Annotated in this window: 27 protein-coding genes; 3 read left to right on the forward strand and 24 right to left on the reverse strand. The window is 66.4% G+C overall.

Going from position 1 to position 25,772, the window contains the following annotated elements:
- Window positions 1-2: 2 nt before the first annotated feature.
- The 6 genes from QO207_RS12575 to ccmA all read right to left on the reverse strand — a co-directional run bounded on the left by QO207_RS12575 (window position 3) and on the right by ccmA (window position 4,772).
- Entirely contained in the window at window positions 3-1,976 is a 1,974-nt protein-coding gene (locus tag QO207_RS12575; protein ID WP_301532731.1) for a heme lyase CcmF/NrfE family subunit, read from the reverse strand.
- Between the two features lies 1 nt (window position 1,977).
- The gene (gene ccmE / locus QO207_RS12580) at window positions 1,978-2,463 is read right to left on the reverse strand and encodes a cytochrome c maturation protein CcmE (protein ID WP_192431969.1); all 486 of its coding nucleotides are present in this window, start codon (window positions 2,461-2,463) and stop codon (window positions 1,978-1,980) included.
- Complete coding sequence (ccmD, locus tag QO207_RS12585; RefSeq protein ID WP_301532732.1) at window positions 2,460-2,639, reverse strand: heme exporter protein CcmD; 180 nt, start codon at window positions 2,637-2,639, stop codon at window positions 2,460-2,462. The genes ccmE and ccmD overlap by 4 nt, the downstream gene beginning before the upstream one ends.
- Window positions 2,636-3,382, reverse strand: coding sequence for a heme ABC transporter permease (locus QO207_RS12590; protein ID WP_301532733.1), 747 nt, complete (start codon window positions 3,380-3,382; stop codon window positions 2,636-2,638). Before QO207_RS12590 ends, ccmD begins: the two co-directional genes overlap by 4 nt.
- Before the next feature lie 65 nt (window positions 3,383-3,447).
- Window positions 3,448-4,119, reverse strand: a complete 672-nt coding sequence (ccmB, locus tag QO207_RS12595; RefSeq protein WP_301532734.1) for a heme exporter protein CcmB — start codon at window positions 4,117-4,119, stop codon at window positions 3,448-3,450.
- Entirely contained in the window at window positions 4,116-4,772 is a 657-nt protein-coding gene (ccmA, locus tag QO207_RS12600) for a cytochrome c biogenesis heme-transporting ATPase CcmA (protein ID WP_301532735.1), read from the reverse strand. The genes ccmB and ccmA overlap by 4 nt, the downstream gene beginning before the upstream one ends.
- Window positions 4,773-5,029: 257 nt before the next feature.
- Between ccmA and QO207_RS12605 the strand changes: the two genes are divergently transcribed.
- On the forward strand, window positions 5,030-6,649 hold the full coding sequence (locus tag QO207_RS12605) for a flagellar hook-length control protein FliK (RefSeq protein ID WP_301532736.1): 1,620 nt from the start codon (window positions 5,030-5,032) through the stop codon (window positions 6,647-6,649).
- Entirely contained in the window at window positions 6,646-6,987 is a 342-nt protein-coding gene (locus tag QO207_RS12610; protein WP_301532737.1) for an EscU/YscU/HrcU family type III secretion system export apparatus switch protein, read from the forward strand. Before QO207_RS12605 ends, QO207_RS12610 begins: the two co-directional genes overlap by 4 nt.
- Window positions 6,988-6,993: 6 nt before the next feature.
- Here QO207_RS12610 and QO207_RS12615 read toward each other — a convergent pair whose 3' ends face one another.
- Window positions 6,994-7,491 (reverse strand): hypothetical protein, encoded by a 498-nt coding sequence (locus QO207_RS12615; RefSeq protein WP_301532738.1) that lies wholly within the window; start codon window positions 7,489-7,491, stop codon window positions 6,994-6,996.
- Window positions 7,492-7,689: 198 nt separating this feature from the next.
- Between QO207_RS12615 and QO207_RS12620 the strand changes: the two genes are divergently transcribed.
- Entirely contained in the window at window positions 7,690-8,697 is a 1,008-nt protein-coding gene (locus QO207_RS12620; RefSeq protein WP_301532739.1) for a ribonuclease T(2), read from the forward strand.
- 15 nt (window positions 8,698-8,712) lie between these two features.
- Here QO207_RS12620 and QO207_RS12625 read toward each other — a convergent pair whose 3' ends face one another.
- The 17 genes from QO207_RS12625 to QO207_RS12705 all read right to left on the reverse strand — a co-directional run bounded on the left by QO207_RS12625 (window position 8,713) and on the right by QO207_RS12705 (window position 25,754).
- Window positions 8,713-9,120 carry a DUF2802 domain-containing protein gene (locus tag QO207_RS12625; protein ID WP_301532740.1) on the reverse strand — a complete coding sequence of 136 codons (408 nt, stop codon included), beginning with the start codon at window positions 9,118-9,120 and terminating at the stop codon, window positions 8,713-8,715.
- 1 nt (window position 9,121) lies between these two features.
- Window positions 9,122-9,601: a chemotaxis protein CheW gene (locus tag QO207_RS12630; RefSeq protein WP_015476565.1), complete on the reverse strand. Its 480-nt coding sequence runs from the start codon at window positions 9,599-9,601 to the stop codon at window positions 9,122-9,124.
- Between the two features lie 61 nt (window positions 9,602-9,662).
- Window positions 9,663-10,631 (reverse strand): CheW domain-containing protein, encoded by a 969-nt coding sequence (locus QO207_RS12635; protein ID WP_301532741.1) that lies wholly within the window; start codon window positions 10,629-10,631, stop codon window positions 9,663-9,665.
- A gap of 103 nt (window positions 10,632-10,734) precedes the next feature.
- On the reverse strand, window positions 10,735-11,523 hold the full coding sequence (locus tag QO207_RS12640) for a ParA family protein (RefSeq protein WP_301532742.1): 789 nt from the start codon (window positions 11,521-11,523) through the stop codon (window positions 10,735-10,737).
- A 48-nt stretch (window positions 11,524-11,571) separates the two neighbouring features.
- The gene (gene motD, locus QO207_RS12645) at window positions 11,572-12,456 is read right to left on the reverse strand and encodes a flagellar motor protein MotD (protein WP_301532743.1); all 885 of its coding nucleotides are present in this window, start codon (window positions 12,454-12,456) and stop codon (window positions 11,572-11,574) included.
- A gap of 16 nt (window positions 12,457-12,472) precedes the next feature.
- Complete coding sequence (locus QO207_RS12650) at window positions 12,473-13,213, reverse strand: flagellar motor protein (RefSeq protein WP_301532744.1); 741 nt, start codon at window positions 13,211-13,213, stop codon at window positions 12,473-12,475.
- The gene (locus QO207_RS12655; protein WP_301532745.1) at window positions 13,213-14,325 is read right to left on the reverse strand and encodes a chemotaxis response regulator protein-glutamate methylesterase; all 1,113 of its coding nucleotides are present in this window, start codon (window positions 14,323-14,325) and stop codon (window positions 13,213-13,215) included. Before QO207_RS12655 ends, QO207_RS12650 begins: the two co-directional genes overlap by 1 nt.
- 71 nt (window positions 14,326-14,396) lie before the next feature.
- Window positions 14,397-16,631 carry a chemotaxis protein CheA gene (locus QO207_RS12660; protein WP_301532746.1) on the reverse strand — a complete coding sequence of 745 codons (2,235 nt, stop codon included), beginning with the start codon at window positions 16,629-16,631 and terminating at the stop codon, window positions 14,397-14,399.
- A 31-nt stretch (window positions 16,632-16,662) separates the two neighbouring features.
- Window positions 16,663-17,445 carry a protein phosphatase CheZ gene (locus tag QO207_RS12665; protein ID WP_301532747.1) on the reverse strand — a complete coding sequence of 261 codons (783 nt, stop codon included), beginning with the start codon at window positions 17,443-17,445 and terminating at the stop codon, window positions 16,663-16,665.
- 19 nt (window positions 17,446-17,464) lie between these two features.
- Window positions 17,465-17,839 carry a chemotaxis response regulator CheY gene (locus QO207_RS12670; protein ID WP_085988857.1) on the reverse strand — a complete coding sequence of 125 codons (375 nt, stop codon included), beginning with the start codon at window positions 17,837-17,839 and terminating at the stop codon, window positions 17,465-17,467.
- A gap of 197 nt (window positions 17,840-18,036) precedes the next feature.
- Window positions 18,037-18,786, reverse strand: coding sequence for an RNA polymerase sigma factor FliA (gene fliA, locus QO207_RS12675; protein WP_301532748.1), 750 nt, complete (start codon window positions 18,784-18,786; stop codon window positions 18,037-18,039).
- Entirely contained in the window at window positions 18,783-19,610 is an 828-nt protein-coding gene (gene fleN, locus QO207_RS12680) for a flagellar synthesis regulator FleN (protein ID WP_017520297.1), read from the reverse strand. Before fleN ends, fliA begins: the two co-directional genes overlap by 4 nt.
- Before the next feature lie 171 nt (window positions 19,611-19,781).
- On the reverse strand, window positions 19,782-21,092 hold the full coding sequence (gene flhF / locus QO207_RS12685; RefSeq protein WP_301532749.1) for a flagellar biosynthesis protein FlhF: 1,311 nt from the start codon (window positions 21,090-21,092) through the stop codon (window positions 19,782-19,784).
- A gap of 15 nt (window positions 21,093-21,107) precedes the next feature.
- Window positions 21,108-23,231 carry a flagellar biosynthesis protein FlhA gene (gene flhA / locus QO207_RS12690; protein WP_301532750.1) on the reverse strand — a complete coding sequence of 708 codons (2,124 nt, stop codon included), beginning with the start codon at window positions 23,229-23,231 and terminating at the stop codon, window positions 21,108-21,110.
- A gap of 145 nt (window positions 23,232-23,376) precedes the next feature.
- On the reverse strand, window positions 23,377-23,958 hold the full coding sequence (locus QO207_RS12695) for a hypothetical protein (RefSeq protein WP_301532751.1): 582 nt from the start codon (window positions 23,956-23,958) through the stop codon (window positions 23,377-23,379).
- 81 nt (window positions 23,959-24,039) lie between these two features.
- Entirely contained in the window at window positions 24,040-25,224 is a 1,185-nt protein-coding gene (locus QO207_RS12700; RefSeq protein ID WP_301532752.1) for a YgcG family protein, read from the reverse strand.
- A gap of 98 nt (window positions 25,225-25,322) precedes the next feature.
- Window positions 25,323-25,754: a hypothetical protein gene (locus tag QO207_RS12705; protein WP_301532753.1), complete on the reverse strand. Its 432-nt coding sequence runs from the start codon at window positions 25,752-25,754 to the stop codon at window positions 25,323-25,325.
- Window positions 25,755-25,772: the final 18 nt, after the last annotated feature.

Below are 25,772 nucleotides of genomic sequence, written 5' to 3' on the forward strand. Positions count from 1 at the left end.
ACTCAGGCTCCCTGTCCGGCGAGGCCCAGGGCCTCGCGTACACGCGTTTTCACTTTCACCCGGTAGCGCCGGTCGAGCGCTGCCAGCACGCCGCCCAGGGCCATCAGCAGGCCGCCGAGCCAGATGAAGCGCACGAACGGCTTGATGTGCACGCGCACGGCCCAGGCGCCGTTGTCCAGCGGCTCACCCAGGGCGACGTAGAGGTCGCGGGTCAGGCTGCCGTGGATGCCGGCCTCGGTCATCATCGAGTTCTGCACGCTGTACAGGCGCTTCTCCGGGTGCAGCACGGCCACTTCCGAACCCTTGCGGGTGACGCGGATGGTGCCCTTGTCGGAGGTGAAGTTCGGCCCTTCGAAGTGATGGGTACCCTCGAAGCGGAACTGGTAGCCGGCCAGCTCCACCGACTCGCCCGGCGCCATGCGCAGGTCGCGCTGGGCGCTGAACTGGCTGGTGAGGACCACGCCGATGGCGCAGATGGCGATACCGAAGTGCGCCAGCTGCATGCCCCAGTAGCTGCGGTTGAGGCCCGCGGCACCGGCGATCACGCCCTTGTGGCGAACCTTGTCGAAGAAGTCGCGCACGCCGGCCAGCACGACCCAGGCGGCCAGCATGAACACCGCCAGCACTTCCCAGTGCAGCTCGCCATAGAGGAAGCTGCCGATACCGCCCAGCACCACGGTGCCGATCAGTACCGGGGTGAGCATGTTGCGAAGCCAGCGGGTCGGGGTGTCCTTCCAGCGCACCAGCACGCCGACCGCCAGGGCCAGCATGAGAATGGCGATCAGCGGCACGAACAGCGCGTTGAAGTACGGCGGGCCGACCGACAGCTTGGCGCCGCTGATGGCGTCGAGCACCAGCGGGTAGAGGGTGCCCAGCAGGATCATCGAGGCGGTGACCACCAGGATCAGGTTGTTCAGCAGCAGCAGGGTCTCGCGGGACCACAGGGCGAAGCCGACCTGGCTCTTGACCACCGGCGCGCGCAGGGCGAACAGGGTCAGCGAGCCGCCGACCACCAGCAGCAGGAAGGCGAGGATGAACACGCCGCGCTCGGGGTCCGAGGCGAAGGCGTGCACCGAGGTGAGAACACCAGAGCGGACCAGGAAGGTACCCAGCAGGCTCAGCGAGAAGGCCGCGATGGCCAGCAGCACGGTCCAGCTCTTGAAGACGCCGCGCTTCTCGGTCACCGCCAGCGAGTGGATCAGCGCGGTGCCCACCAGCCAGGGCATGAACGAGGCGTTTTCCACCGGGTCCCAGAACCACCAGCCGCCCCAGCCCAGTTCGTAGTAGGCCCACCAGGAGCCGAGCACGATGCCGATGCCGAGGAAGGTCCAGGCCACCAGGGTCCACGGGCGCGACCAGCGCGCCCAGGCGGCGTCGAGGCGGCCGCCGAGCAGTGCGGCGATGGCGAAGGCGAAGGCCACCGAGAAGCCCACGTAGCCCATGTAGAGCATCGGCGGGTGGAAGATCAGGCCGGGGTCCTGCAGCAGCGGGTTGAGGTCGTTGCCGTCCGCCGGTACCTGCGGCAGCAGGCGGCTGAAGGGGTTGGAGGTGATGATCAGGAACAGCAGGAAGCCGGTGCTGATCATGCCCATCACCGCCAGCACACGGGCCAGCATCACTTCCGGCAACTGGCGGGAGAACACCGACACGGCGAAGGTCCAGCCGCCAAGGATCAGTGCCCAGAGCAGCAGCGAGCCTTCGTGGGCGCCCCAAACGGCGCTGAACTTGTAGAACCACGGCAGCGCGCTGTTGGAGTTGCTGGCGACGTAGGCCACCGAGAAATCATCGTGGAGGAAGGCCCAGGTCAGGCAGCCGAAGGAGAACAGCAGGAAGGCGAACTGCCCCCAGGCTGCCGGGCGCGCCAGGCTCATCCATTGGCGGTCGCCGCGCCAGGCGCCGACCAGCGGGAAGAACGACATCACCAGCGCCATGCACAGCGCGAGGATCAGCGAGAGGTGGCCGAGTTCGGGAACCATGTCAGTTGCTCCCCTGCTGCGGCGCGGCGTTGCCGCTCTGGCTGGCTTCGTAGTGCTCCAGCTTGCCGCTGTCCTTGAGCGCCTTGGTGACTTCCGGCGGCATGTATTTCTCGTCGTGCTTGGCCAGCACTTCGTCGGCGGTCAGCACGCCGGCTTCGTTGATCTTGCCCAGGGCGACGATGCCCTGCCCTTCGCGGAACAGGTCCGGGAGGATGCCGCGGTACTTCACGGTGACTTCCTTGGCGAAGTCGGTGACCACGAACTCCACGTCCAGCGAATCCGCCGAGCGCTTGAGCGAGCCCTTCTCGACCATGCCGCCGGCGCGGATGCGCGTGTCGTGCGGGGCTTCGCCGTTGGCGATCTGGGTCGGGGTGTAGAACAGGTTGATGTTTTCCTGCAGCGCCGACAGCGCCAGGGTGACGGCGACGCCGACACCGGCAACGATGGCGAGAACGATGTACAGACGCTTCTTGCGGACCGGATTCACTTGCTGGCCTCCCGGCGCAGACGACGCGCCTCTTCTTGCAGGTAACGCCGGCGCGCCACGATCGGCGAGACGACGTTGATCGCCAGGACCACCAGGCAGATGGCGTAGGCGGACCACACGTAAGGGCCATGGTGTCCCATGGCGATAAAGTCGGAGAAGGACTCGAAAGGACTCATAGAGCGCGCTCCACCACAGCCTTGACCCAGCTCGCGCGGGCTTCGCGCTTGAGCACTTCCAGGCGCATGCGCATCATCAGCACCACGGCGAAGAAGCAGTAGAAACCGGCGACCATCATCAGCAGCGGAATCCACATCTCCGGCGGCATCGGCGGCTTCTCGGTCAGGGTGAAGGTGGCCGGCTGGTGCAGGGTGTTCCACCAGTCCACCGAGTACTTGATGATCGGGATGTTCACCACACCGACGATGGCCAGCACCGCACAGGCCTTGGCCGCGCTGTCGCGGTTGGTGATGGCCTGGCCGAGGGCGATGATGCCGAAATAGAGGAACAGCAGGATCAGCATCGAGGTCAGGCGCGCGTCCCAGACCCACCAGGCGCCCCAGGTCGGCTTGCCCCAGATGGCGCCGGTGACCAGTGCGACGAAGGTCATCCAGGCGCCGATGGGCGCGGCGCACTGCACGGCGACGTCGGCGATCTTCATCTTCCAGATCAGCCCGACCGCGCCGGCCACGGCCAGCATCACGTAGCAGGACTGGGCGAGGAACGCCGCCGGCACGTGGATATAGATGATGCGGAAGCTGTTGCCCTGCTGGTAGTCCGGCGGCGCGAAGGCCAGGCCCCAGACGGTACCGGCAGCTATCAGCAGAATCGCGGCGACCGCGAACCAGGGTATCCAGCGTCCGCTGATCTCGTAGAACCACTTGGGCGAGCCAAGCTTGTGAAACCAAGTCCAGTTCATCATCAGGCTCTGTATTTCAAAGCTCTAGTCTGCCGCCGGTCCCGCTTCCCAGGCCGGCGATCGTTCGTTCACTCGCCGACGCTGATCTTCAGCCCGGCGGCGATGGCAAAGGGCGTCAGCGTCAATGCTAACGCCGTCAGGCTGGCCAGCCACAACAGGTGCCCGGCGGTGGGCAGCCCCTGCAGCGACGCCTGTAGCGCTCCGCTGCCCAGGATCAGCACCGGAATGTAAAGCGGCAGAATCAGCAAGGCCAGCAGCAGGCCGCCTCGCTTGAGACCGACAGTGAGTGCAGCGCCCACGGCGCCCAGCAGGCTCAGGATCGGCGTCCCCAGCAGCAGCGACAGCAGCAGGTCCGGCAGGCAGCGCGCCGGCAGGCCCAGCATCAGGGCGAACAGCGGCGACAGCAGCACCAAGGCCAGCCCTGAAACCAGCCAGTGTGCCAGCACTTTGGCCAGGACCAGTAGTGGCAGGGGGTGCGGCGAAAGGACCCACTGTTCCAAGGAACCGTCCTCGAAATCGCTGCGGAACAGGCCGTCCAGCGACAGCAGCACCGCCAGCAGGGCCGCGACCCAGACGAGGCCGGGCGAGAGGTTCTTGAGCATTTCCGATTCGGGGCCGACCGCCAGCGGGAACAGCGCGATGACGATGGCGAAGAACACCAAAGGATTAGCCATCTCCGCCGGACGGCGGAACAGCAGACGCGCCTCGCGGGCGAGCAGCAGGGTGAAGACGTTGCTCATCGCGCCGCCACCTCCCGTGCGTGCTGGCCCAGGTCGAGGGCGCGGTAGCCCTGCGGCATGCGCTCCAGGGTGTGGTGGGTGGTCAGCACAACCAGACCACCGCGCTCGCAATGGCCAGCCAGGTGCTCTTCCAGCTGCGCCACGCCCTGCTTGTCCAGGGCGGTGAAGGGTTCGTCGAGGATCCACAGCGGCGGCGCGTCGAGATACAGGCGCGCCAGGGCCACGCGGCGCTGCTGGCCGGCGGACAGGGTATGGCAGGGAACATCCTCGAAGCCGCGCAGTCCGACGGCTTCCAGCGCTTGCCAGATGGCATCGCGGTTGGCCGGCTGGTGCAGGGCGCAGAGCCAGGCGAGGTTTTCCTCGGCKGTGAGCAGGCCCTTGATACCGGCGGCGTGGCCGATCCACAGCAGCAGACGGGCCAGTTCGTGGCGTTGTTCGGTGAGCGGCTTGCCGTTGAGCAGCACATCACCGGCGGTGGGCTGCATCAGGCCGCTGAGCAGGCGCAGCAGGCTGGTCTTGCCGCTGCCGTTGGGGCCGACGATCTGTAGCATTTCGCCCGCGCCCAGTCGCAGATCGAGACGCTCGAACAGCATGCGCCAGTCCCGCTCGCAGGCGAGCGCCACGGTTTCGAGGAGGGGATGGGTCAAGGGCATCGGCAACCGTCGGGCAGAAAACAGACAGTGGTGCAAAAACGCGGCCACACCGCCCGGGCCGCCAAGCACGGCCTCGGGCGGCGCATTATACACAGGCGTTCCTACGCCCGACGTCAGGTTTTTCGACAGGGTGTAACGTCAAAACAGCGCACCCTGCCCTGCACAGCGGCCCCCGCGCGGCGCCGGACGGTCTAAAGTGCCGGCAGTGCGCGCCGATACACTGGGCGTAACCCCGTCATCCGCCCCACAGGACCCCGATGCCGAGCGAAATTGGCGCTTCCCGCCCGCTACCGTCCACGCCTGCGCTGCGCAGCCCGCAGAGTTCAGCCGAGCTGACGCTCAAGATCGCCCAGAGCCTGGGCGACCTGCTGCCGCCGGGGCAGAAAGCCAACGCCGAGGTGCTGGCGGTGCGCGAGGGCCAGGTGAACTTCCAGCTGCTGCTGCGCCTGACCATGGCCAGCGGCCAGCAGGCGCTGGTGGTGGCGGAAAGCCCGCAGGCGCTGGCCAAGGGCAGCACCCTGCAGCTGTCGACGCTGACCCAGACCAACCTCGCCGCCACCCTGCTCAACCAGCCCGGCGCAGCGCTGGGCCTGGGCGGCATCAGCCAGGCACCGCTGAACAGCCTCGACCTCGACGTGCTGCCGGTGGGCACGCTGATCCAGGGCAAGGTCGACGCCAGCCAGCTGATCGCCCAGGGCAAGGCCGAACAGGTGGTCTACAAGGTGCTGATCACGCTGCTCAACACCCCGCTGGCCGGGCGCCAGATGAGCATCGAATCGCCCAACCCGCTGCCGCTCAACAGCCTGCTCAGCGCCCGCGTGCAGGACCAGCAGGCCCTGCAGTTCCTGCCGCTGAACGCACGCCTGGACCAGCTCGACCTGAGCCTGCAACTGAGCGCCCAGCAGAGCCGCCAGGGTTCGCTGGACGGCCTGTTCAAGGCGCTGCAGGGCGCCGGTGGCAATGCTGATGCGGACCTCAGCCCCGACCTGCGCCAGGCGGTGGATAAACTCCTCGGCGCACTGCCGGACGTACGCCAGCTCAGCGACGCCAAGGGCGTCGCCCAGGCCTTCCAGCAGAGCGGCGTGTTCCTCGAAGCACAGCTGCTGCGCGGCGTGGAAGGCTTGCCGCAGGATCTCAAGGCCAACCTGCTGCGGCTGATCGCCAGCCTGATGCCGGCCGTGCAGAGCGGCACCGCGGCGGCGGTACTGAACAACCTGCCGGGCAATGCCCTGGCCGGAGCCAATAACCTGGCGCAGGCCATGCCCTCCTTCGTACGTAACGCCCTCGGCGTGATCGGCCAGACCAGCGGCCGCACGCCCGCCGCCGTGACCTTCCCGCTGCCCAGCCGGCTGGCCCAGGAGCTGGAACAGGAAGGCGACCTGGAAGCCCTGCTGAAACTGGCCGCCGCCGCCGTCTCGCGGCTACAGACCCACCAGCTCGGCAGCCTGGCGCAGAGCGATGTGCTGCCCGATGGCACGGTGGTGAATACCTGGCAGCTGGAGATTCCCCTGCGCCAGCAACAGCAGATGGTGCCGATCCAGGTGCGCATCCAGCAGGAGGAAAAGGACAGCCAGGGCAGCAAGGGCGAACGCGAACAACAGCCCCGCGAGATACTCTGGCGCGTCGACCTGGCGTTCGACCTGGACAGCCTCGGCCCGCTGCAGGTGCAGGCCACCCTCGCCCACGGCAGCATCGGCACCCAGCTGTGGGCCGAACGCGCCCACACCGCCAGCCTGATCGATGGCGAGCTGGGCACCTTGCGCCAGCGCCTGAACGACGCCGGGCTCAGTGTCGGCGAGCTGAGCTGCCGCCAGGGCAAGCCGCCACAGGGAGCGCGCACGGCCGTGGAGCAACGCTGGGTGGACGAGACCGCATGAAGAAAGCCAGAAAACCACCGCGCCAGGTCATCGCCCTCAACTACGACGGGCAGAACGCCCCGACCCTGACGGCCAAGGGCGACGACGAACTGGCGGAAACCATCCTCGCCATCGCCCGTCATCACGAGGTGCCGATCTACGAGAACGGTGAGCTGGTACGCCTGCTGGCGCGGCTGGAGCTGGGCGACGCGATCCCCGAGGCGCTCTATCGCACCATCGCCGAGATCATCGCCTTCGCCTGGTACCTCAAGGGCAAGAGCCCGCTGAACGACGCCCCCGGCGATGTGCCGGACGCCATGCCCCTGCTGCTGCAGGGGCCGGATTCAAAGCGGCGCTGAGGCACCTCAGGCACGGCACTCGCAGCCCAGCTGGGTCGGCGGGTGCTCGCCGGAGGGCGCGTAGTGGTGGAACTCGCGCACGGAGCAGCGGATCGGCCGCTCGTCTTCGACGTGGTAGTGCACCATGCTGCTGGTCACCTCGCGCAGCTGCGCCAGGGAAAGCGGCTTGTCCAGCACGTCCAGCAATGGCACGCGGTTGGCCCAGGCCCACTGGAACAGGCCGCGCTTCTCCTCGGCACTGTAGTTGCCCACCAGCAGGAACTGGCGGAAAGCGCTGTTCTGGCTCAGGGACTTCAGGCTGAGCAGCTCGTTGGGACCCGGCACGAAGTCATCGTGGATGAACAGGCTGTAACGCTGCCGTCCGGACAGCGCCTTGCGCACTTCATCCAGGTTCAGGCAGAGACTCAGGTGGTAGAACTCCAGGCGGTTGAGCAACACGCTGTAGTTCAGCAAGCGGCCGGGGTGCGAGCACAGCACCATGGCCCGGCGTGGATTGTTCGCCATCGCTATGGCCCTCACGGAAATTTCGATGGGGCCAATCTAGCGACGATTTGCCGCTTTTCTTATCAGACAAGTCCTAAACACGAGCAGTGAAACTCTTACATTCGGCACTCTCCGACAGAAGGTCACTCGGCGAGCCTAGAATCCGACCACCGATTCCTGCGTCCTCCCTGCCCTCCCCTTCATGACAAGGAAAGATCGATGAAGCGCGCCGCCGGCCTCCTCCTGGCCCTCTCGCTTGCCTGCGCCACCCAGGCCCCCGCACTGGAAGCCACCCAGGGCACCTTCGAAGTCTCGACCCGTTGTGAGGCTTTCCAGTCGTTCAAGAAGGGCACCAATCCCGGCGCCCTCAGCGTCGAGCCCGGGCAGAGCTACCGGATCGTCGAGGTCAACAAGGCCGACTATCAGTGGTTGCGGTTGCAGCTTCCCGGTGACGGCAATCCGCTGCGCTGGGTGGCCGCCAGCTGCGGGACGCCCCACGACCTGGTGGTGGCGGGCGCAAGCGGCAAGCAGGATCGCGGCGCAGCGGCGCAGTGCCGCACCGCCGACACCTACGACAGCTACGTGCTGGCCCTGAGCTGGCAGCCCGGCTTCTGCGAGCACAGCGCCAACGGCGCGGCCAAGCCCGAGTGCCAGGCCATGGGCAGCGGCAAACTGGGTATCCGCAACTTCACCCTGCACGGCCTGTGGCCGAACCGCAGCGAATGCGGCAAGCGCTATGGCGACTGTGGCGGCGCCGACCTGCAGCTGAGCGCCAGCACCCTGGACTACATCAAGCCGTGGATGCCGAACTTCTATTTCAGCACCCAGCTGGGCAACCACGAGTGGAAGAAGCATGGCGTCTGCCAGACCGCCATGGGCGACGATGAGTATTTCCGCTTCGCGGTGGACCTGGTGAAGTCGTTCAACGACTCGCCGGCTGGCACCTATGTGCGCGAACAGTCCGGCGGCGCGATCTCGCGGCAGGCGTTCTATGCGAAATGGGATGAGGAGTTCGGCAGCCAGCAAGCCGCCAACAACGTGCTGCTGCTGTGCAGCGGCGACTACCTGCAGGAGATTCGCATCACCCTGCCGCGGGACCTGAAAGGCGCCCGCTCGGTCCGGCAGATCATCGGCAGCGATTTCGCCACGCAACCCGCCCAGGACCGCAAGGAATGCCGCGCGGAGCGGATTCTCATCGAATCACCGGGCACTGCCGCCAGCCAGTGAGGCCGGCGCTGCGGGTCAGTTGCCCGGCTTGCCCTGGTGCAGGCGCGCCACCAGCTCAGCCTCGGCCTGGGACAGCCCGCAGCTCTGGGTCAGGTCCTCGGGGCTGGCGCCCATGCCGACCAGGCGCGCGGCCTGGCTGAAGGACAGGCTGGTGGGGTCGCGCTGTTCGATGCGCACCAGGCGCTCGGGCAGCGGCGCGACCTGCTTGTTCAGCTCACGCAGCTCTTCGCCCATGCGGATGTTGATCTGCTGGTAGGACTCGATGCGCTTGCCCTGTTCCTTCAGGCGCTGCTCGAACACCGCCAGCTGCTTGGCCAGCTGTACGGCCTGCGCCTCCTGGGCGCGCTGCCGGCCGGACAGCCACACGCAAGCGCAGGCCAGGCCCGCGCAGGCGATAGCGAGCACCACCAGGGCGATCAGCACCTCAGATGCTCTCCAGCTCCGACCACTCTTCCTCGGTCATCATCTTGTCCAGCTCGACCAGGATCAGCAGTTCGCCGTTCTTGTTGCAGACGCCCTGGATGAACTTGGCCGATTCCTCGTTACCGACGTTCGGTGCGGTCTCGATCTCGGACTGGCGCAGGTAGACGACCTCGGCGACGCTATCGACCAGGATGCCGACGACCTGCTTGTCGGCCTCGATGATGACGATGCGGGTGTTGTCCGAGACCGGCGCCGGGTCCAGGCCGAAGCGCTGGCGGGTGTCGATCACGGTGACCACGTTGCCGCGCAGGTTGATGATGCCCAGCACGTAGCTCGGGGCACCGGGGACCGGCGCGATCTCGGTGTAGCGCAGCACTTCCTGGACCTGCATCACGTTGATGCCATAGGTCTCGTTGTCCAGGCGGAAGGTGACCCACTGCAGAATCGGATCTTCGGCACCTTGCGCTGACGTTTTCTTCATATCCCCTCGCCTCTTCTGGTTCCACGCCGCCTGCGGCGCGGAGGTTGTCTTTCGTATTCGGTTAGTGCTGCAGGCGCTTGGCGCCGCCGCTGGCGATCAGTTCGGCCAGGGCCGCGACGTCGAGCAGTGCACACATCTGGTCGATCACCGTGCCGGCCAGCCACGGGCGTTGCTGGCGATGGCTGCGCCACTTCACCTCGGACGGGTCCAGGCGCACCGAGCGGCTGACCTGGTGTACGGCCAGCCCCCACTCGTAGCCCTGCACGGAAATCACGTATTGCAGGCCTTCGCGGTAGTCGTCGCGGTAGCGCTCGGGCATCACCCAGCGCGCGGTGTCGAGTACCTTCAGGTTGCCATTCTGGCCGGGCAGGATGCCGAGGAACCAGTCCGGCTGGCCGAACAGCGGGGTCAGGTCGTGCCCCGCCAGCGGGTAGATCGAGCCCAGGCACACCAGCGGCACCGCCAGGGTCAGCCCGGCGACATCGAACAGCAGGCACTCGAAGGGCTCGGCGGCCCAAACCGGGCGGCCGTCATCCAGCAGCTTCAGCGGCGCGGCGGGCATCTCGGCGCTGCCCGGCTGGTGCAGGTCGATCACCTGGGCCAGTTGCGCGGGCAGCTCGTCGGCGGGTGCAGCTTCGATCAACGGCTCAGCAACGGCCGGCAGCTCCGGGAGGCGCAGCTCGGCGACCGGTGCTTGAACGACAGGTGCGCGGGGGGCAGTACTTAGCCGCGCATCACGCACCTGCTCTTCCAGCACGGCGGCTTCGAACTCGTCGATGCTGACGCTGGTTTCGCTCGCCTCGACCACCAGGGCCAGGGGCTCGGCGACCGGTTCGGCAAAGACAGTCGGCGCCGCAATCACCGGCTCGCTGACCACCAGGGCCACCGGGGCAATCGGTGCGACGGGCGCGACCACGGGCTGCGCCACCGGCTCCGGGGCGAAGTCTTCGAAGGTGGCCTCCTGCAGCAGCGCATCCAGGTAGGACTGCAGCGCGAGCTGGGGGCGAGTGGCGGTAGCGGAACGACTCATGATGGATGACCGCGCAAGATGACTGTCCAGCCTATCGGCAGCGGGTGCGCCGCTCTTGAGCGCATCCGTCGGATTCTTTGGTTCGGGCCCGGCAACGACATGCTCAGGCTACCTGGCTCGCCGGCAGATGGGCCAGCAAATGCTTGAGCAACGCGCGATAGGCGATCACGCCACGGCTGTTGCTGTCGTTGCGCGAAGGCACGGTGCCCAGGCGGCTGGCGTCGCGCAGCTTGGTATCCACCGGGATGAACGCCTGCCAGAGCGTTTCCGGGTAGGTGTCGCGCAGCACCCGCAGGGTGCCCAGGGAGGCCTGGGTACGGCGGTCGAACAGGGTCGGCACGATGGTGAACGGCAGCGCCTGCTTGCGCGAGCGGTTGACCATCTTCAGGGTGTTGACCATGCGCTCCAGGCCCTTGAGGGCAAGGAATTCGGTCTGCACCGGGATCACCAGGTGCTGGCTGGCCGCCATCGCGTTGACCATCAGCACGCCCAGCAGCGGCGGGCTGTCGATGATCGCGTGGTCGAACTGGTTCCAAAGCTGCGCCAAGCTCTTGGCGATCACCAGGCCCAGGCCGTTCTGCCCGGGCGACTGGCGCTCCAGGGTGGCCAGCGCGGTGCTCGACGGCAGCAGGCGGATGTTCTCGTGGCTGGTGGGCAGCAGCAGCGATTCGGGGAGCCCCTCGGGCACGTTGCCCTGGTGCAGGAACAGGTCGAACACGCTGTGTTCCAGGCTGTCCGGGTCATGGCCGAAATAGCTGGTCATCGAGCCATGGGGGTCCAGGTCGACGATCAGCACGCGCTTGCCGGCATCCGCCAGCAAGCCCGCGAGGGCGATGGAGGATGTGGTCTTGCCGACGCCACCTTTCTGGTTGGCTACCGCCCAGACTTTCATAGTGCAGGCTCCCCGCTGGCACAGGATCGGTTCAGGGTAATCATGACGTCAGTTCCCTGCGGCCGATGACGAAGAATTGACGGCGCCACTGGCGGGCGCCTCGCTGGCAAGCACTGGTGCAGATTGCGTGCCAGCGTGGCGCAGCACCGGGTCGGGCTGCGCCTTGGCGCTGCCCACGCCGCTGATGCTGCGGCGTACCTCGAGGTTGCGGGAGATCACCAGGACCACCCGGCGATTGCGCGCGCGACCGTCTGCCGTGGCATTGTCCGCCACCGGCTGGAATTCGCCATAGCCCACCGCGGCCAGCCGACCGGCGTCCAGGCCGTCCTGGGCGAGCATGCGGACGATGCTGGCGGCGCGGGCGGTGGACAGCTCCCAGTTGGTCGGGTACTGGGCGTTGTGGATCGGTACGTTGTCGGTGAAGCCTTCCACGTGGACCGGGTTGCGGTAAGGCGACAGAATCTTGGCGACTTTCTCGATGATCTCGAAGGCCGCGTCATTGGGGATCGCATCGCCGCTGGAGAACAGCAGGCTGGAATTGAGGGTGATCTCGATCCACAGCTCGTTGCCGCGCACCGACAGCTGGTCGGTGGAGATCAGGTCGCCGAAGGCCTGGCGCACGCTGTCGCTGATCTGCTGCAGCGAATCCGGGTTGCCCTGGGCCTGGCCTTCGTCCTGCGGGTCGCTGATCGACTGGTCCGGCTGCTGGGTACGCGGGCGCTCTTCGCCGACCGGGATCGGCCGCACCGAGCGATCGGGCTGGTTGAACACGCCGGTGAGGGTTTCCGAGAGGATCTTGTACTTGCCCTCGTTGATCGAGGAGATCGAGTACATCACCACGAAGAAGGCGAACAGCAAGGTGATGAAGTCCGCGTAGGACACCAGCCAGCGTTCGTGATTCTCGTGTTCCTCATGACGTCTGCGGCGAGGCATGCGCATCCCCTCCCCCTCAGCCGACGAAGCCTTGCAGCTTCAACTCGATGGAGCGCGGGTTCTCACCCTCGGCGATGGACAGCAGGCCTTCCATCAGCATTTCGCGGTAGCAGGACTGGCGCAGCACGATGCTCTTCAGCTTGTTGCCGATGGGCAACAGCAGCAGGTTGGCCAGGCCGACGCCATAGATGGTGGCGACGAAGGCCACGGCGATGCCGTTGCCCAGCTGGCTGGGGTCGGCCAGGTTGCCCATCACGTGGATCAGGCCCATCACCGCACCGATGATGCCGATGGTCGGCGAGTAGCCACCCATGCTTTCGAAGACCTTCGCCGCCGCCAGGTCGCGGCTTTCCTGGTTGAACAGGTCGACTTCGAGGATGCTGCGGATGGCTTCCGGCTCGGTGCCGTCCACCAGCAGTTGCAGGCCCTTGCGCGCATAGGGGTCGCGCTCGGCGTCGGCGACGGTTTCCAGGCCGAGCAGGCCTTCCTTGCGCGCGGTCATGCTCCATCCGACCACGCGGCTGATGCCGCCCACCAGGTCGACTGCCGGCGGCAGCACCACCCAGCGCAGCATGGTCACAGCGCGCTTGAGCACCGGCACCGGGGTCTGCAGCAGCGCGGCGGCCAGGGTGCCGCCCACCACGATCAGTGCCGCCGGGCCATTGGCCAGGGCACCGACGTGCCCGCCCTCGAGGAAGTTGCCACCGATGATGGCAACCAGCGCGAGGATCAGGCCGACCAGGCTGAGGACATCCATCAGCCGCAGGCCTCGGTCAGGTGCCGGCCGATGTCGTCGAGGCTGTACACGGCGTCGGCCAGCCCGGCCTTGGCGATGGCCATGGGCATGCCGTAGATCACGCAGCTGGCCTCGTCCTGCGCCCACACCTGGGCGCCGCCCTGCTTGAGCATCCGCGCGCCTTCACGGCCGTCGGCGCCCATGCCGGTGAGGACCACCGCCAGGACCTTGTCGCCGTAGGCCTTGGACGCGGAACCGAAGGTCACGTCGACGCAGGGCTTGTAGTTGAGGCGCTCGTCACCGGGCAGGATGCGGATCGCGCCGCGCGCATCGACCATCATCTGCTTGCCGCCGGGGGCCAGCAGGGCCACGCCGGGGCGCAGGATGTCGCCATCCTCGGCTTCCTTGACGGTGATCTTGCAGAGCTTGTCCAGGCGCTCGGCGAAGGCCTTGGTGAAGGCCGCCGGCATGTGCTGGATGAGCACCAGCGGCGCGGGGAAATTGGCAGGCAGCTGAGTCAGGACCCGCTGCAGCGCCACCGGCCCACCGGTAGAAGTACCGATGGCCACCAGCCGGTAGGGCTTACGCTTTGGGACGGCGGAAGTCGCCGGCGCAGGCGCGGCAGGCGCGTGGCTGCTGCCATGGGACAGCGGCGCGGCGGCCGGGCGTGTGCTGCTGGCGGCAGCGCTCGGCGCGGGAGCCGGGGCGCTGGTGGCGTACGCGGAGAAGCGCCGGTTGCTCTTGGCGATGGTGTGGACCTTCTCGCAGAGCAGCTGGCGGACCTTGTCCGGGTTGCGCGAAATGTCTTCGAAATTCTTCGGCAGGTAATCCACCGCACCGGCGTCCAGCGCGTCCAGGGTCACCCGCGCGCCTTCGTGGGTCAGCGAGGAGAACATCAGGACCGGCGTCGGACAGCGCTGCATGATGGTCCGCACGGCGGTGATGCCGTCCATCAGCGGCATCTCGTAGTCCATGGTGATCACATCGGGCTTGAGCGCCAGCGCCTGGTCGATCGCCTCGCGGCCATTGGTGGCCGTGCCGACCACCTGGATCTGCGGATCGGCGGAAAGGATCTCCGAGACACGACGGCGGAAGAACCCCGAATCGTCCACCACCAGGACTTTGACAGCCATAGACACTCCTGAAAAAAACTTCTTCCATCACATGGGCGGACGCAGCTGGTTCACTGCGCCGCCCACGGCGGTCAGATACGACGGGCGTAGCGCTTGAGCATGCTCGGCACGTCGAGGATCAGGGCAATACGCCCGTCCCCGGTGATGGTCGCCCCGGCCATGCCCGGCGTGCCCTGCAGCATCTTGCCCAGCGGCTTGATCACCACCTCTTCCTGGCCCACCAGCTGGTCGACCACGAAGCCGATGCGCTGGGTGCCCACCGAGAGGATCACCACGTGGCCCTCGCCTGGCTCGTCATGCTGCGCGCCCGGCACCAGCCAGCGCTTGAGGTAGAACAGCGGCAGGGCCTTGTCGCGGACGATCACCACTTCCTGGCCGTCCACCACGTTGGTGTTGGACAGGTCGAGGTGGAATATCTCGTTGACGTTGACCAGCGGGAAGGCGAACGCCTGGTTGCCCAGCATCACCATCAGGGTCGGCATGATCGCCAGGGTCAGCGGGACCTTGATGACGATCTTCGAGCCCTGGCCCTTGGCCGAGTAGATGTTGATGATGCCGTTGAGCTGGGAAATCTTGGTCTTCACCACGTCCATGCCGACACCGCGGCCGGAGACGTCGGAAATCTCGGTCTTGGTCGAGAAGCCCGGGGCGAAGATCAGGTTGTAGCAGTCGGACTCGGACAGGCGATCCGCCGCGTCCTTGTCCAGCAGGCCCTTCTCCACGGCCTTGGCGCGCAGCACGTCGGGGTCCATGCCCTTGCCGTCGTCGGAGATCGACAGCAGGATGTGGTCGCCCTCCTGCTCGGCGGACAGCACCACCTTGCCCGAGCGCGGCTTGCCGGCGGCTTCGCGCTCGTCGGGGCCTTCGATGCCGTGGTCGACCGCGTTGCGCACCAGGTGCACCAGCGGGTCGGCCAGGGCCTCGACCAGGTTCTTGTCGAGGTCGGTCTCTTCGCCGATCAGCTCGAGGTTGATCTCTTTCTTCAGATTGCGCGCCAGGTCGCGGACCTGCCGCGGGAAGCGGCCGAAGACCTTCTTGATCGGCTGCATGCGGGTCTTCATGACCGACGACTGCAGGTCAGCGGTGACCACGTCGAGGTTGCTGACGGCCTTGGCCATCGCTTCGTCGCCGCTGTTCAGGCCCAGGCGTACCAGGCGGTTACGCACCAGCACCAGTTCGCCGACCATGTTCATGATCTCGTCCAGGCGGGCGGTGTCCACGCGCACGGTGGTTTCCGCTTCGCTGGATGGCTTCTCCGCGGCAGCAGCAGCGGGCTTGGCCGCAGCCGGCTTGGCGGCGGCTGCCGGAGCGGCAGCAGGCTTGGCGACCGGCGCGGGGACTGCTTTGGGCTGTGCAGCGGGCTGGGCAGCCACGGCTGGTTCTTCCTTGGCACCGGTGAACTGGCCCTTGCCATGCAGCTCGTCGAGCAGCTTCTCGAATTCGTCGTCGGTGATGTTGTCGTCGCCGCCGGCAGCCGGGGCCGGCTCGACCTTGGTTTCGACAGCCGCAGCGACGGGAGCCACAGCCTCTTCCTTGGCACCGGTGAACTGGCCCTTGCCATGCAGTTGGTCGAGCAGCGCCTCGAACTCGTCGTCGCTGATCTCGTCGCCAGCCGCGCTGGCCGCAGGAGCCTCGGCAGCGGGAGCAGCCGGCGCCGGCTTGGCGGGCTCGGCAGCGGTACTGCTGAACTGGCCCTTGCCGTGCAGCTGGTCGAGCAGTGCTTCGAATTCGTCGTCGGTGATGTCGTCGCTGCCGGCGCTCGCCGGGGCGGCAGCCGCCTCGCCGGTGGGCTCCAGGGCGTCCATCAGCTTCTCGAACTCGTCATCGGTGATGTCGCCGTAGGCGGCCGGAGCAGCTTCCTGCACCGGCTCGGGCGCGGCCACCACGGCAGCAGCCGGAGCTTCGGCCGGCGCGGCGTTCGGATCGGCCAGGCGCGACAGCGCAGCGAGCAGCTCGGGAGTGGCCGGCGTCGGTTCCTCGGCGTCACGCACCTGCTGGAACATGACGTTGACGGTGTCCAGCGCCTGCAGCATCACGTCCATCAGCTCGGCATCCACGCGGCGTTCGCCCTTGCGCAGCATGTCGAAGACGTTTTCGGCGATGTGGCAGCACTCCACCAGCGCGTTCAGCTGGAGGAAGCCGGCTCCGCCCTTGACGGTATGGAACCCACGGAAGATGGCATTGAGCAGGTCCATGTCTTCCGGGCGGCTTTCCAGCTCGACCAGTTGCTCGGACAGTAGCTCGAGGATCTCGCCGGCCTCCACCAGGAAGTCCTGGAGGATTTCGTCATCGGCGTCGAAGCTCATTCGGTGCTCCCTCTACAGCGTCAGGCGACGCTTAAAAACCAAGGCTGGACAACAGGTCATCGACATCGTCCTGACCGGATACGACGTCCTTTCTTGTATCGGCAGCAATCTGCGGACCTTCACCCTTGGACGATCTTTCTTTTTCCACCGCGTCGCGCATGCCGTCGTGGTCATGCTCGATACCGGCGTAGCGATCGACCTGCCCCGCCATCCAGACCAGCTTCACCAGGTTCGACTCGACCTCGGTCACCAGCTTGGTGACGCGCTTGATCACCTGGCCGGTGAGATCCTGGAAGTCCTGCGCGAGGAGGATGTCGTTGAGGTGCGCGGAAAGCTTGCGGCTGTCCTGGGCGCTGACGTAGAGGAACTGGTCGACGCGCTTGGCCAGGTCGCGGAAGGCCTCGGGGCCCAGCTCGCGGCGCATGAAGCGCGACCAGTCTTCCTGCAACTCCTTGGCCTGGGTCTCGATGTGCATGACCACCGGGGTGCACTCTTCCACCAGGTCCATGGTGCGGTTGGCGGCCTTCTCGGTCATCGTCACCACGTAGGACAGGCGGTCGGTCGCGTCGGCGATCTGCGACATCTCCTCGGCGTGCCGGGAGTTGGGGTCGATCTGGAAATTGACGATGGCGTTGTGCAGTTCGCGAGTGAGCTTGCCGACCTCCTGGTAGAGGCCGCGGTCACGCGCCTGGTTGAGCTCGGAGATCAGCTGCACGGCAGTCTGAACGTCGCCGCGCTCAAGGCACTCGACCAATTCGCGCGCGTGTTTTTTCAGGGTCGACTCGAAGTCACCCGCGGATTCGTTGAAATCCATGACGCCCTCTTGGTCAGCCTCAGCTGCCGACCCGCTCGAAAATCTTCTCGATCTTTTCTTTCAACACCTGAGCGGTGAAAGGCTTGACCACATAGCCGTTGACCCCGGCCTGGGCCGCTTCGATGATCTGGTCGCGCTTGGCTTCGGCGGTGACCATCAGCACCGGCAGGTGCTTGAGGCGTTCGTCGGCGCGGACCGCACGGAGCAGGTCGATGCCGGTCATGCCGGGCATGTTCCAGTCGGTAACGAGGAAGTCGAAGTTGCCGCTGTGCAGCATCGGCAGCGCAGTGGTGCCGTCGTCGGCCTCTGCGGTGTTGGTGAACCCCAGGTCCCGCAGGAGGTTCTTGATGATGCGCCTCATCGTGGAAAAGTCGTCCACGATGAGAATTTTCATGTTCTTGTCCAAACCTGCCTCCATCGATACCAAACGCGCCCTGGCGGGCGTGCCGTCAATTCATTGAGCGCCGTGCGCTCCGTGGTGCGGGCGCGTCAAAGGAACGTCACCCAAAAATTCGTAAGCCTATAACTTGCCTAAGGAAAATCCCTTCAGCACTGCCTCTCAGAAGCAGCCGACGCGAAACTACCCGATGCTCAGCGAGCGCGCCACTCCGCCAGTCGCGAGCGCAGGCGCGCGGCGCACTGGCTGTGCAGCTGGCTGACCCGCGATTCGCTGACCCCCAGCACTTCGCCGATCTCCTTGAGGTTGAGTTCCTCGTCGTAGTACAGCGCCAGCACCAGGCGCTCGCGTTCGGGCAGCTTGGTGATGGCATCGGCCAGCGCCGCCTGGAAGCGCTCGTCTTCCAGCCCGTGGGAGGGCTCGTTGTCGTGGTGCGAGGCGTCTTCGACGAAGCCGCCACCCTGGTCGCCGTCCTGCAACATGTCGTCGAAGCTGTACAACCGGCTGCCCTGGGTGTCGCTGAGGATGCCGTAATAGTCTTCGAGGCTCATATTGAGTTCGGCAGCAACCTCCTGATCTTTAGCGTCACGTCCGGTGCGCGCCTCGACGGCGCGGATGGCGTCACTGACCATGCGGGTGTTGCGGTGTACCGAGCGCGGGGCCCAGTCGCCCTTGCGCACCTCGTCGAGCATCGCGCCGCGGATGCGGATGCCGGCGTAGGTCTCGAAGCTGGCGCCCTTGCCCTGGTCGTACTTCTTCGCCGCTTCGAGCAGGCCGATCATGCCGGCCTGCATCAGGTCTTCCACCTGCACGCTGGCCGGCAGGCGGCCGAGCAGGTGGTAGGCGATCCGCTTCACCAGCGGGGCGTGCTTCTGGATCAAAAGTTCCTGGGAGTTGTGCGCCTGTGCCTTGCTGTACATACGCGCTCCGGAGGCCGCGGTCATACGGCCGAACCCGTGGGATGTTGCACCAGGCGCTCGACGAAGAACTCCAGGTGCCCTCGTGGGTTGGCCGGCAGCGGCCAGCTGTCGACCTTCTGCGCCACCGCACGGAAGGCCAGGGAAGCCTTGCTGCGCGGGAACGCCTCATACACCGAGCGCTGCTTCTGCACGGCCTTGCGCACCGACTCGTCGTAGGGGATGGCGCCGACGTACTGCAGCGCCACGTCGAGGAAGCGGTCGGTGACCTTGGTCAGCTTGGCGAACAGGTTGCGGCCTTCCTGGGGGCTGTGGGCCATGTTCGCCAGCACGCGGAAACGGGTCATGCCGTAGTCGCGGTTGAGCAGCTTGATCAAAGCATAGGCATCGGTGATGGAGGTGGGTTCATCGCAGACGACCAGCAGCACTTCCTGGGCGGCGCGAACGAAGCTCACCACCGAGTCGCCGATGCCGGCGGCGGTGTCCACCACCAGCACGTCGATGTTGTCGCTGATGTCGCTGAAAGCCTGGATCAGGCCGGCATGCTGCATCGGCGTCAGGTGCACCATGCTCTGGGTGCCCGAGGCCGCCGGGACGATGCGGATGCCGCCGGGGCCCTGGAGGATCACGTCGCGCAGGTCGCATTCGCCTTCGATGACGTCGGCCAGCGTCCGCTTGGGCGACAGGCCCAGCAGCACGTCGACGTTGGCCAGGCCCAGGTCGGCGTCCAGCAGCATGACGCGACGGCCGAGATCGGCCAGCGCCAGCGACAGATTCACCGATACGTTGGTCTTGCCGACGCCGCCCTTGCCACCAGTGACTGCGATTACCTGAACGGGATGCATGCCCATATCAATACCTTGTCTCGTCGTTCGACCGTCGCGTTTCTGGCGCTTCGGCTAATCCGGCCGTGGTGCTCCACCACTTCCGGTGCTCGCGGATCGTCATACAGAGCATCCGCATCGCTTGGGCGGCGCAACCGGCCAGCCCCTCGCTCCCATCCGGGGAGCGCCACACATTCGTCAGCTGGCGCGACGCACCGGCTGCTGGTAAAGGCCGGCGAACATGTCGGCCATGGCGTCCTCGCTGGGCTCTTCCGGCGCCTGCAGGCTCACTGCACGGCTGACCAGCTGGTGCGCCCGTGCCACATGCAGGTCGTCCGGGATCTTCGGCCCGTCCGCCAGATAGGCTACCGGTAGATGCTGGCTGATAGCCAGAGCCAGAGCTTCGCCGAGGCTGCCCGCTTCGTCCAGCTTGCTCAGGATGCAACCAGCCAGCCCACAGGAACGATAGTTCTGCCAGGCGGATTTGAGCACCTGGCTCTGGCTGGTCGCAGCCAGCACCAGGTAGCTCTTCACGTTCAGACTAGGCGCTGCCAGCGCTTCGAGCTGCATGCGCAGCGCCGGATCGTTGGCGGGCAGGCCAGCGGTATCGATCAGCACCAGACGCTTGCGCGCCAGCGGCGCCATGGCCTGGACCAGCGACTGGCCCGGATCGACCAGGGTCACCGGCACGTTGAGAATGCGGCCGAGGGTCTTGATCTGCTCCTGGGCGCCGATGCGGAAGCTGTCCATGGACACCAGGGCGATGCTCTGCGCGCCGTACTTCAGCACGTAGCGGGCAGCCATCTTCGCCAGGGTGGTGGTCTTGCCCATGCCGGCCGGGCCGACCAGGGCAACCACGCCGCCCTGCTCCAGCAGGTCGACTTCCGGGGTGTTGATCGAGCGCGCCAGGTGCGCCAGCAACATGCGCCAGGCCTGTTTCGGGTCGGCGATGGAAGCGACGCGCTCCAGCAGGCTGCGCGACAGGTCGGCCGGCAGGCCCATGCGCTGCAGGCGGCGCCACAGGTTGGCCTGTTTCGGGCGCTGGTTCTGCAGCTGGTTCCAGGCAATCGAACCCAACTGTACTTCGATCAGCTCGCGCAGGCCGTTGAGCTCGAAGCGCATGGCTTCCAGAGCCTGGTGGCCAACGGTGGCGGCAGCCGGGGCGACCGGCGCGGCCATGGCTTCGGCCAGGGTCTCGGCGGCGCTGCGGCGCGGGGCCTCGTTGCCATACATTTGACGGTCCTTGCGCACGCCTTCAGCCATGCGGCTGGGGGCCGAGAGGTCGGCCTTGGCCTGGGCGATCTTCGCCTGGGTCTTGCGCAGCTCGGCTTCCAGCGCCGGGTTCGGCTTGCTGGCCGCCACCGGGGCCTGGTAATCCAGCGCCGCGGTCAGCTCCACGCCACCGGCGACACGGCGATTGCCGATGATCGAGGCGTCCGGGCCCAGCTCGTCACGGACCAGTTTCATGGCCTGACGCATATCAGCGGCGAAGAAGCGTTTTACCTGCATGGCCTAGGACCTCAATCAGTTCTGCCCAACAGTGGCGACAATCGTGACTTGTTTGTTGTCGGGGATTTCCTGGTAAGCCAGCACGTTCATGGTGGGAACCGCCATCCGCGCGAATCGCGACATCATCGCGCGGATCGGACCTGCCACCAGCAGAATCGCCGGCTTGCCAAGCATCTCCTGACGCTGCGCCGCTTCAACCATCGAGCGTTGCAGCTTCTCGGCCATTCCGGGTTCCAGCAACATGCCGTCTTCGGAGCCCTGTCCGGCCTTCTGAAGACTATTGAGCAATATCTGTTCCAACCTTGGTTCCAGAGTGATCACAGGCAGCTCCGGCTCTAGTCCCACAATGGTTTGCACGATTGCGCGGGCCAGCGACACACGTACCGCTGCCACCATCGCGGCGGGATCTTGACTCTTCACCGCCACGTTGGCGATGGCTTCGGCGATGGTGCGGATGTCGCGCACCGGCACCTGTTCCTGCAGCAGCGCCTGCAGCACCTTGAGCAGGGTCGACAGCGAAATCATCCCCGGCACCAGCTCTTCGGCGAGCTTGGGTGAAGTCTTGGCCAGCAGCTGCATCAGTTGCTGGACTTCCTCGTGGCCGAGCAGCTCGTGGGCGTGCTTGTGCAGCACCTGGTTCAGGTGGGTGGCGACCACGGTGCTGGCATCGACCACGGTATAGCCCAGGGACTGCGCCTGATCGCGCTGCGAAGCCTCGATCCATACCGCTTCCAGGCCGAAGGCCGGGTCGCGGCCGGCGATGCCGTTGAGGGTGCCGAACACCTGGCCGGGGTTGATCGCCAGGTCGCGGTCCGGGTAGATCTCGGCTTCCGCCACGCTGACGCCCATCAGCGTCAAACGATAGGCGTTGGGCAGCAGGTCGAGGTTGTCGCGGATGTGTACCGACGGCATCAGGAAGCCCAGGTCCTGGGACAGCTTCTTGCGCACGCCCTTGATCCGCGCCAGCAGTTGGCCGCCCTGGTTGCGGTCCACCAGCGGAATCAGGCGGTAGCCCACTTCCAGACCGACCATGTCCACCGGGGTGACGTCGTCCCAGCCCAGTTCCTTGGTCTGCTCCGGGCGCTCGGCGGGCAGCAGCTCCTGCTGGCGCTGGGTTTCCTGCTCGGTCTGCTGGCTCGCCTTGCGCTGGCGCTGCCAGATCAGCCAGGCGCCGCCGGCGGCCAGGCCGCCGAGGCCGACGAAAGACACGTGGGGCATGCCCGGCACCAGGCCCATGGTGATCAGGATGATGGCGGAGATGGCCAGCGCCTTGGGCGAGGCGAACATCTGCCGGTTGACCTGCTGGCCCATGTCCTCGGAGCTGGAGACGCGGGTCACCATGATCGCCGCGGCGGTGGACAGCAGCAGCGACGGCAGCTGCGCCACCAGGCCGTCACCGATGGTCAGCAGGGCGTAGACCTTGCCGGCATCGCCGAAGCTCATGGCATGCTGGATCATGCCGATGGCGACGCCACCGATGAGGTTGATGAAGAGGATCAGCAAACCGGCGACGGCGTCACCGCGGACGAACTTGCTGGCACCGTCCATGGAGCCGTAGAAGTCGGCTTCCTGGGCCACTTCGGCGCGGCGCTTCTTGGCTTCCGCCTGCTCGATCAGGCCGGCGTTGAGGTCGGCGTCGATGGCCATCTGCTTGCCGGGCATGGCATCGAGGGTGAAACGCGCGCTCACCTCGGAGATACGCCCGGCACCCTTGGTGACCACCACGAAGTTGATGATCATGAGGATCGCGAAGACCACGATACCGACGACGTAGTTGCCGCCGATCACCACTTCACCGAAGGCCTGGATCACCTTGCCCGCGGCGGCATGGCCGTCGTGGCCGTGGAGCAGCACGACGCGGGTGGACGCGACGTTCAGCGCCAGGCGCAACAGGGTGGCGATCAGCAGGATGGTCGGGAACACCGCGAAGTCCAGCGGACGCAGGGCGTACACGCTGACCAGCAGGACCACGATGGACAGGGCGATGTTGAAGGTGAACAGCACGTCCAGCAGGAACGGCGGGATCGGCAGGGTCATCATCGCCAGCATGGCGAGCAACAGCAGCGGCACGCCGAGGTTGCCCCGGCTGAGCCCTGCAATATTGCTGCGAACTGTGCCGATCAGTTGCGTACGATCCACCCGTCATTCCCCTGCGCGTGGGTGGCCGAGACGGCCACCGGATCAAACTTTTGACGCCCGAAGGGGCATCCGCACAGGGTTTTGCAGGAAGCGTTCCAACTTTTACGAAAAGGCCCGGACACTTGCGAAAAGCCCCAGGCAGGCCTCAGGAACTGTCGCCGACCAGCTTGAAAGTCCCGTTGCTGAAGCTTCCGGCGATGGCACAGGTGGACTGGTTGCCATCGCTGCGCGCCTGGAAGCGGTAGTGCCCGGACATCACCCCGTAGGCCGTGTCATCCTCGCGCCGGACAATCTCGACGCTGTCGATCACCAGCTCGCCGGCGCTGGCCCGCAACGCATCCTCGGGCTGCTCGCGGAACAGCACGGCAGCGCCCTCTCCCGGCCTGGCCTTGCCGGTCTGCGCGGGGCCGATGGCGTAGCGTCCCTTGAGCTTCTCCGGGGCGCGACGCAGCTGGTCTTCCAGGGTGGTCAGGTGGAACTGCGCGGTCAGCGTCGCCGGCCGACCGCCCTCCCCCGGCACCGCCAGCGGTACACCGACCACCAGCTCGCTGTCGCCCATCAGCTGCGCCACGTACAGCGAGCCCCACCACTGGTCGCGCACCTCCGAGCTGTGCTCCTGGCCGCACACCTGCAGGCTGTAGCGGGTGACCGGCACATCCGGCGCGCAGCCCGCGACAAAGCCGGCCATCGAGGCCAGCGCCAGCAGTTTCAAGCAATCCCTACCCATATCCGTCCCTCCGCCAGCGCTCATCACTGCCTCAGTTCGACCCCTCGCAGCGGCGATTAGGTTCCCCTGACGTTCGGCTGGTTACCAGCTGTCGGACGAACCACCACCGCCGCTGGAGCCGCCACCGCCGGAATAGCTGCTGTCGCTGCTGGACGAGGACGAACTGTCACTGCTGGAACTGGAATACGAGCTGGAATCCGACCCGCCCCCCGAGCCCGAGCCAGTGCCGGCCAGGAAGGCGATCATCGCCGGGACGTAGAGCATCGGGAGCAGTACCAGCGAGTCGGGGAATGCCCAGGGCTGGCTGAGGACCTCGGTGATGTTGAGGAGGAAGCCGACGATGCCGCCCGCCACGGCCAGGCGAATGAAGAACCCGCGGCGGCTGCGCTTCCAGGCGGCATAGGCGAACAGGAACGGCAGGCTGAGGAAGATCAGCGCTACGCTGCCGCCCACCGGAACGGCAAGGCCGAACAGCGCGACATCGCCGCCGTCGAAGAACTGCGCGCAGCCCACCAAAGCCAGCAGGTAGGCCAGGATCGCCCCAACGATCAACGCCGAGCGCCGCGAGCCGGCCGCCACCGCACCGATACCGGCGCCAATGAGCATGGCGAAAGGCAAGGCGAAGAGCAGCACCGGCCCGCTCTGCAGGCCACCACTGGCGGCCAGCAGCACGGCCAAGACCACCAGGCTCGGCAGCACCACCTTCACCTTGATCCAGCGGCGCCGCAGGACGATGCCGGCCACGCCGCCGATCACCAGGCCGCTGAGCAGCAGCCAGCCTTCCAGGGTCAGGCCAGCGCCACCGCTCTGCTCAGCGAAGGTCTCGCCGTCGATCAGCCGCTCCAGCTTGCCCACCGTGCGCTCGATGCCGCCGGCGAAGTCGCCCGCGCGAAAGGCCGGAACCATCTCTTCCCGGATGATGCGGCTGGCGACCACATCGGGAATCGCCCCTTCCAGGCCGTAGCCGACCTCGATGCGCATGCGCCGGTCGTCCTTGGCGATCAGCACCAGCACGCCGTCGTCGATGCCCTTGCGGCCCAGGCGCCACTGCTCGAAGACCCGCGTGGCGAACTGCTCGATGCTCTCCTCGCCGGTGCTCGGCAGCATCAGCACCGCGATCTGGGAGCCCTTGCGTTGCTGCAGCGCCAGCAGCCGCTGCTTCAGCGCGGTGATCGTGCCACTGTCGAGGGTGCCGGTGAGGTCGGTGACCGGGCTTTCCAGCCGGGGAACGGCGATGGACGAAGGTTCGTGCAATACGTCGGTCACGCCCACCGTGATCGGCGATACGTCAGGCTGTGCAGCCGGCGCGTGAGCAGTACTCAGCAGAAGGAACAGGCATAGGAAGGCGGACGACCACGCCGACATCAGATGGCCGCCTTTGGACGCCCACGCAGGGCCTGGAGAATGCCGATGGACAGTTTCGGATTGTGGAGTTGCCCCCGCCAGGCACGGAAGGCACTGAAGCCCAGGCTTATGTAGCCATAGCCAGCAAGACCGATCACCAGCAGCATCTTCAGAATCCGATTCAATAGCTGCAGCAGCTGAATCTCGCCATCGCGTGCCACCACATCCAGAGCAGAGATGAGCAGGCCGACTGCAACGGCAAGGATCAGGATCGAGAGAAACAGGTCCAGTATTCGCAGCAGCACCTCACGTGTCAGGACCAGAGGCTGGCGACGGACGACCAGGTAAGCGATCACCAACAGCGGTATAGCCCAGTAGGTGCTCCAAACCAGCACGGCAGTAGCGACGGGAACAAGAGTGGCAATGCGCCGATCCTTGAGGGTGCTTTCCATGGCGTTCTCTGTGCGTCC

The sequence above is a fragment of the Pseudomonas sp. CAN1 genome, from assembly GCF_030462585.1.
In the GTDB taxonomy this organism is placed as follows: Bacteria; Pseudomonadota; Gammaproteobacteria; order Pseudomonadales; family Pseudomonadaceae; genus Pseudomonas.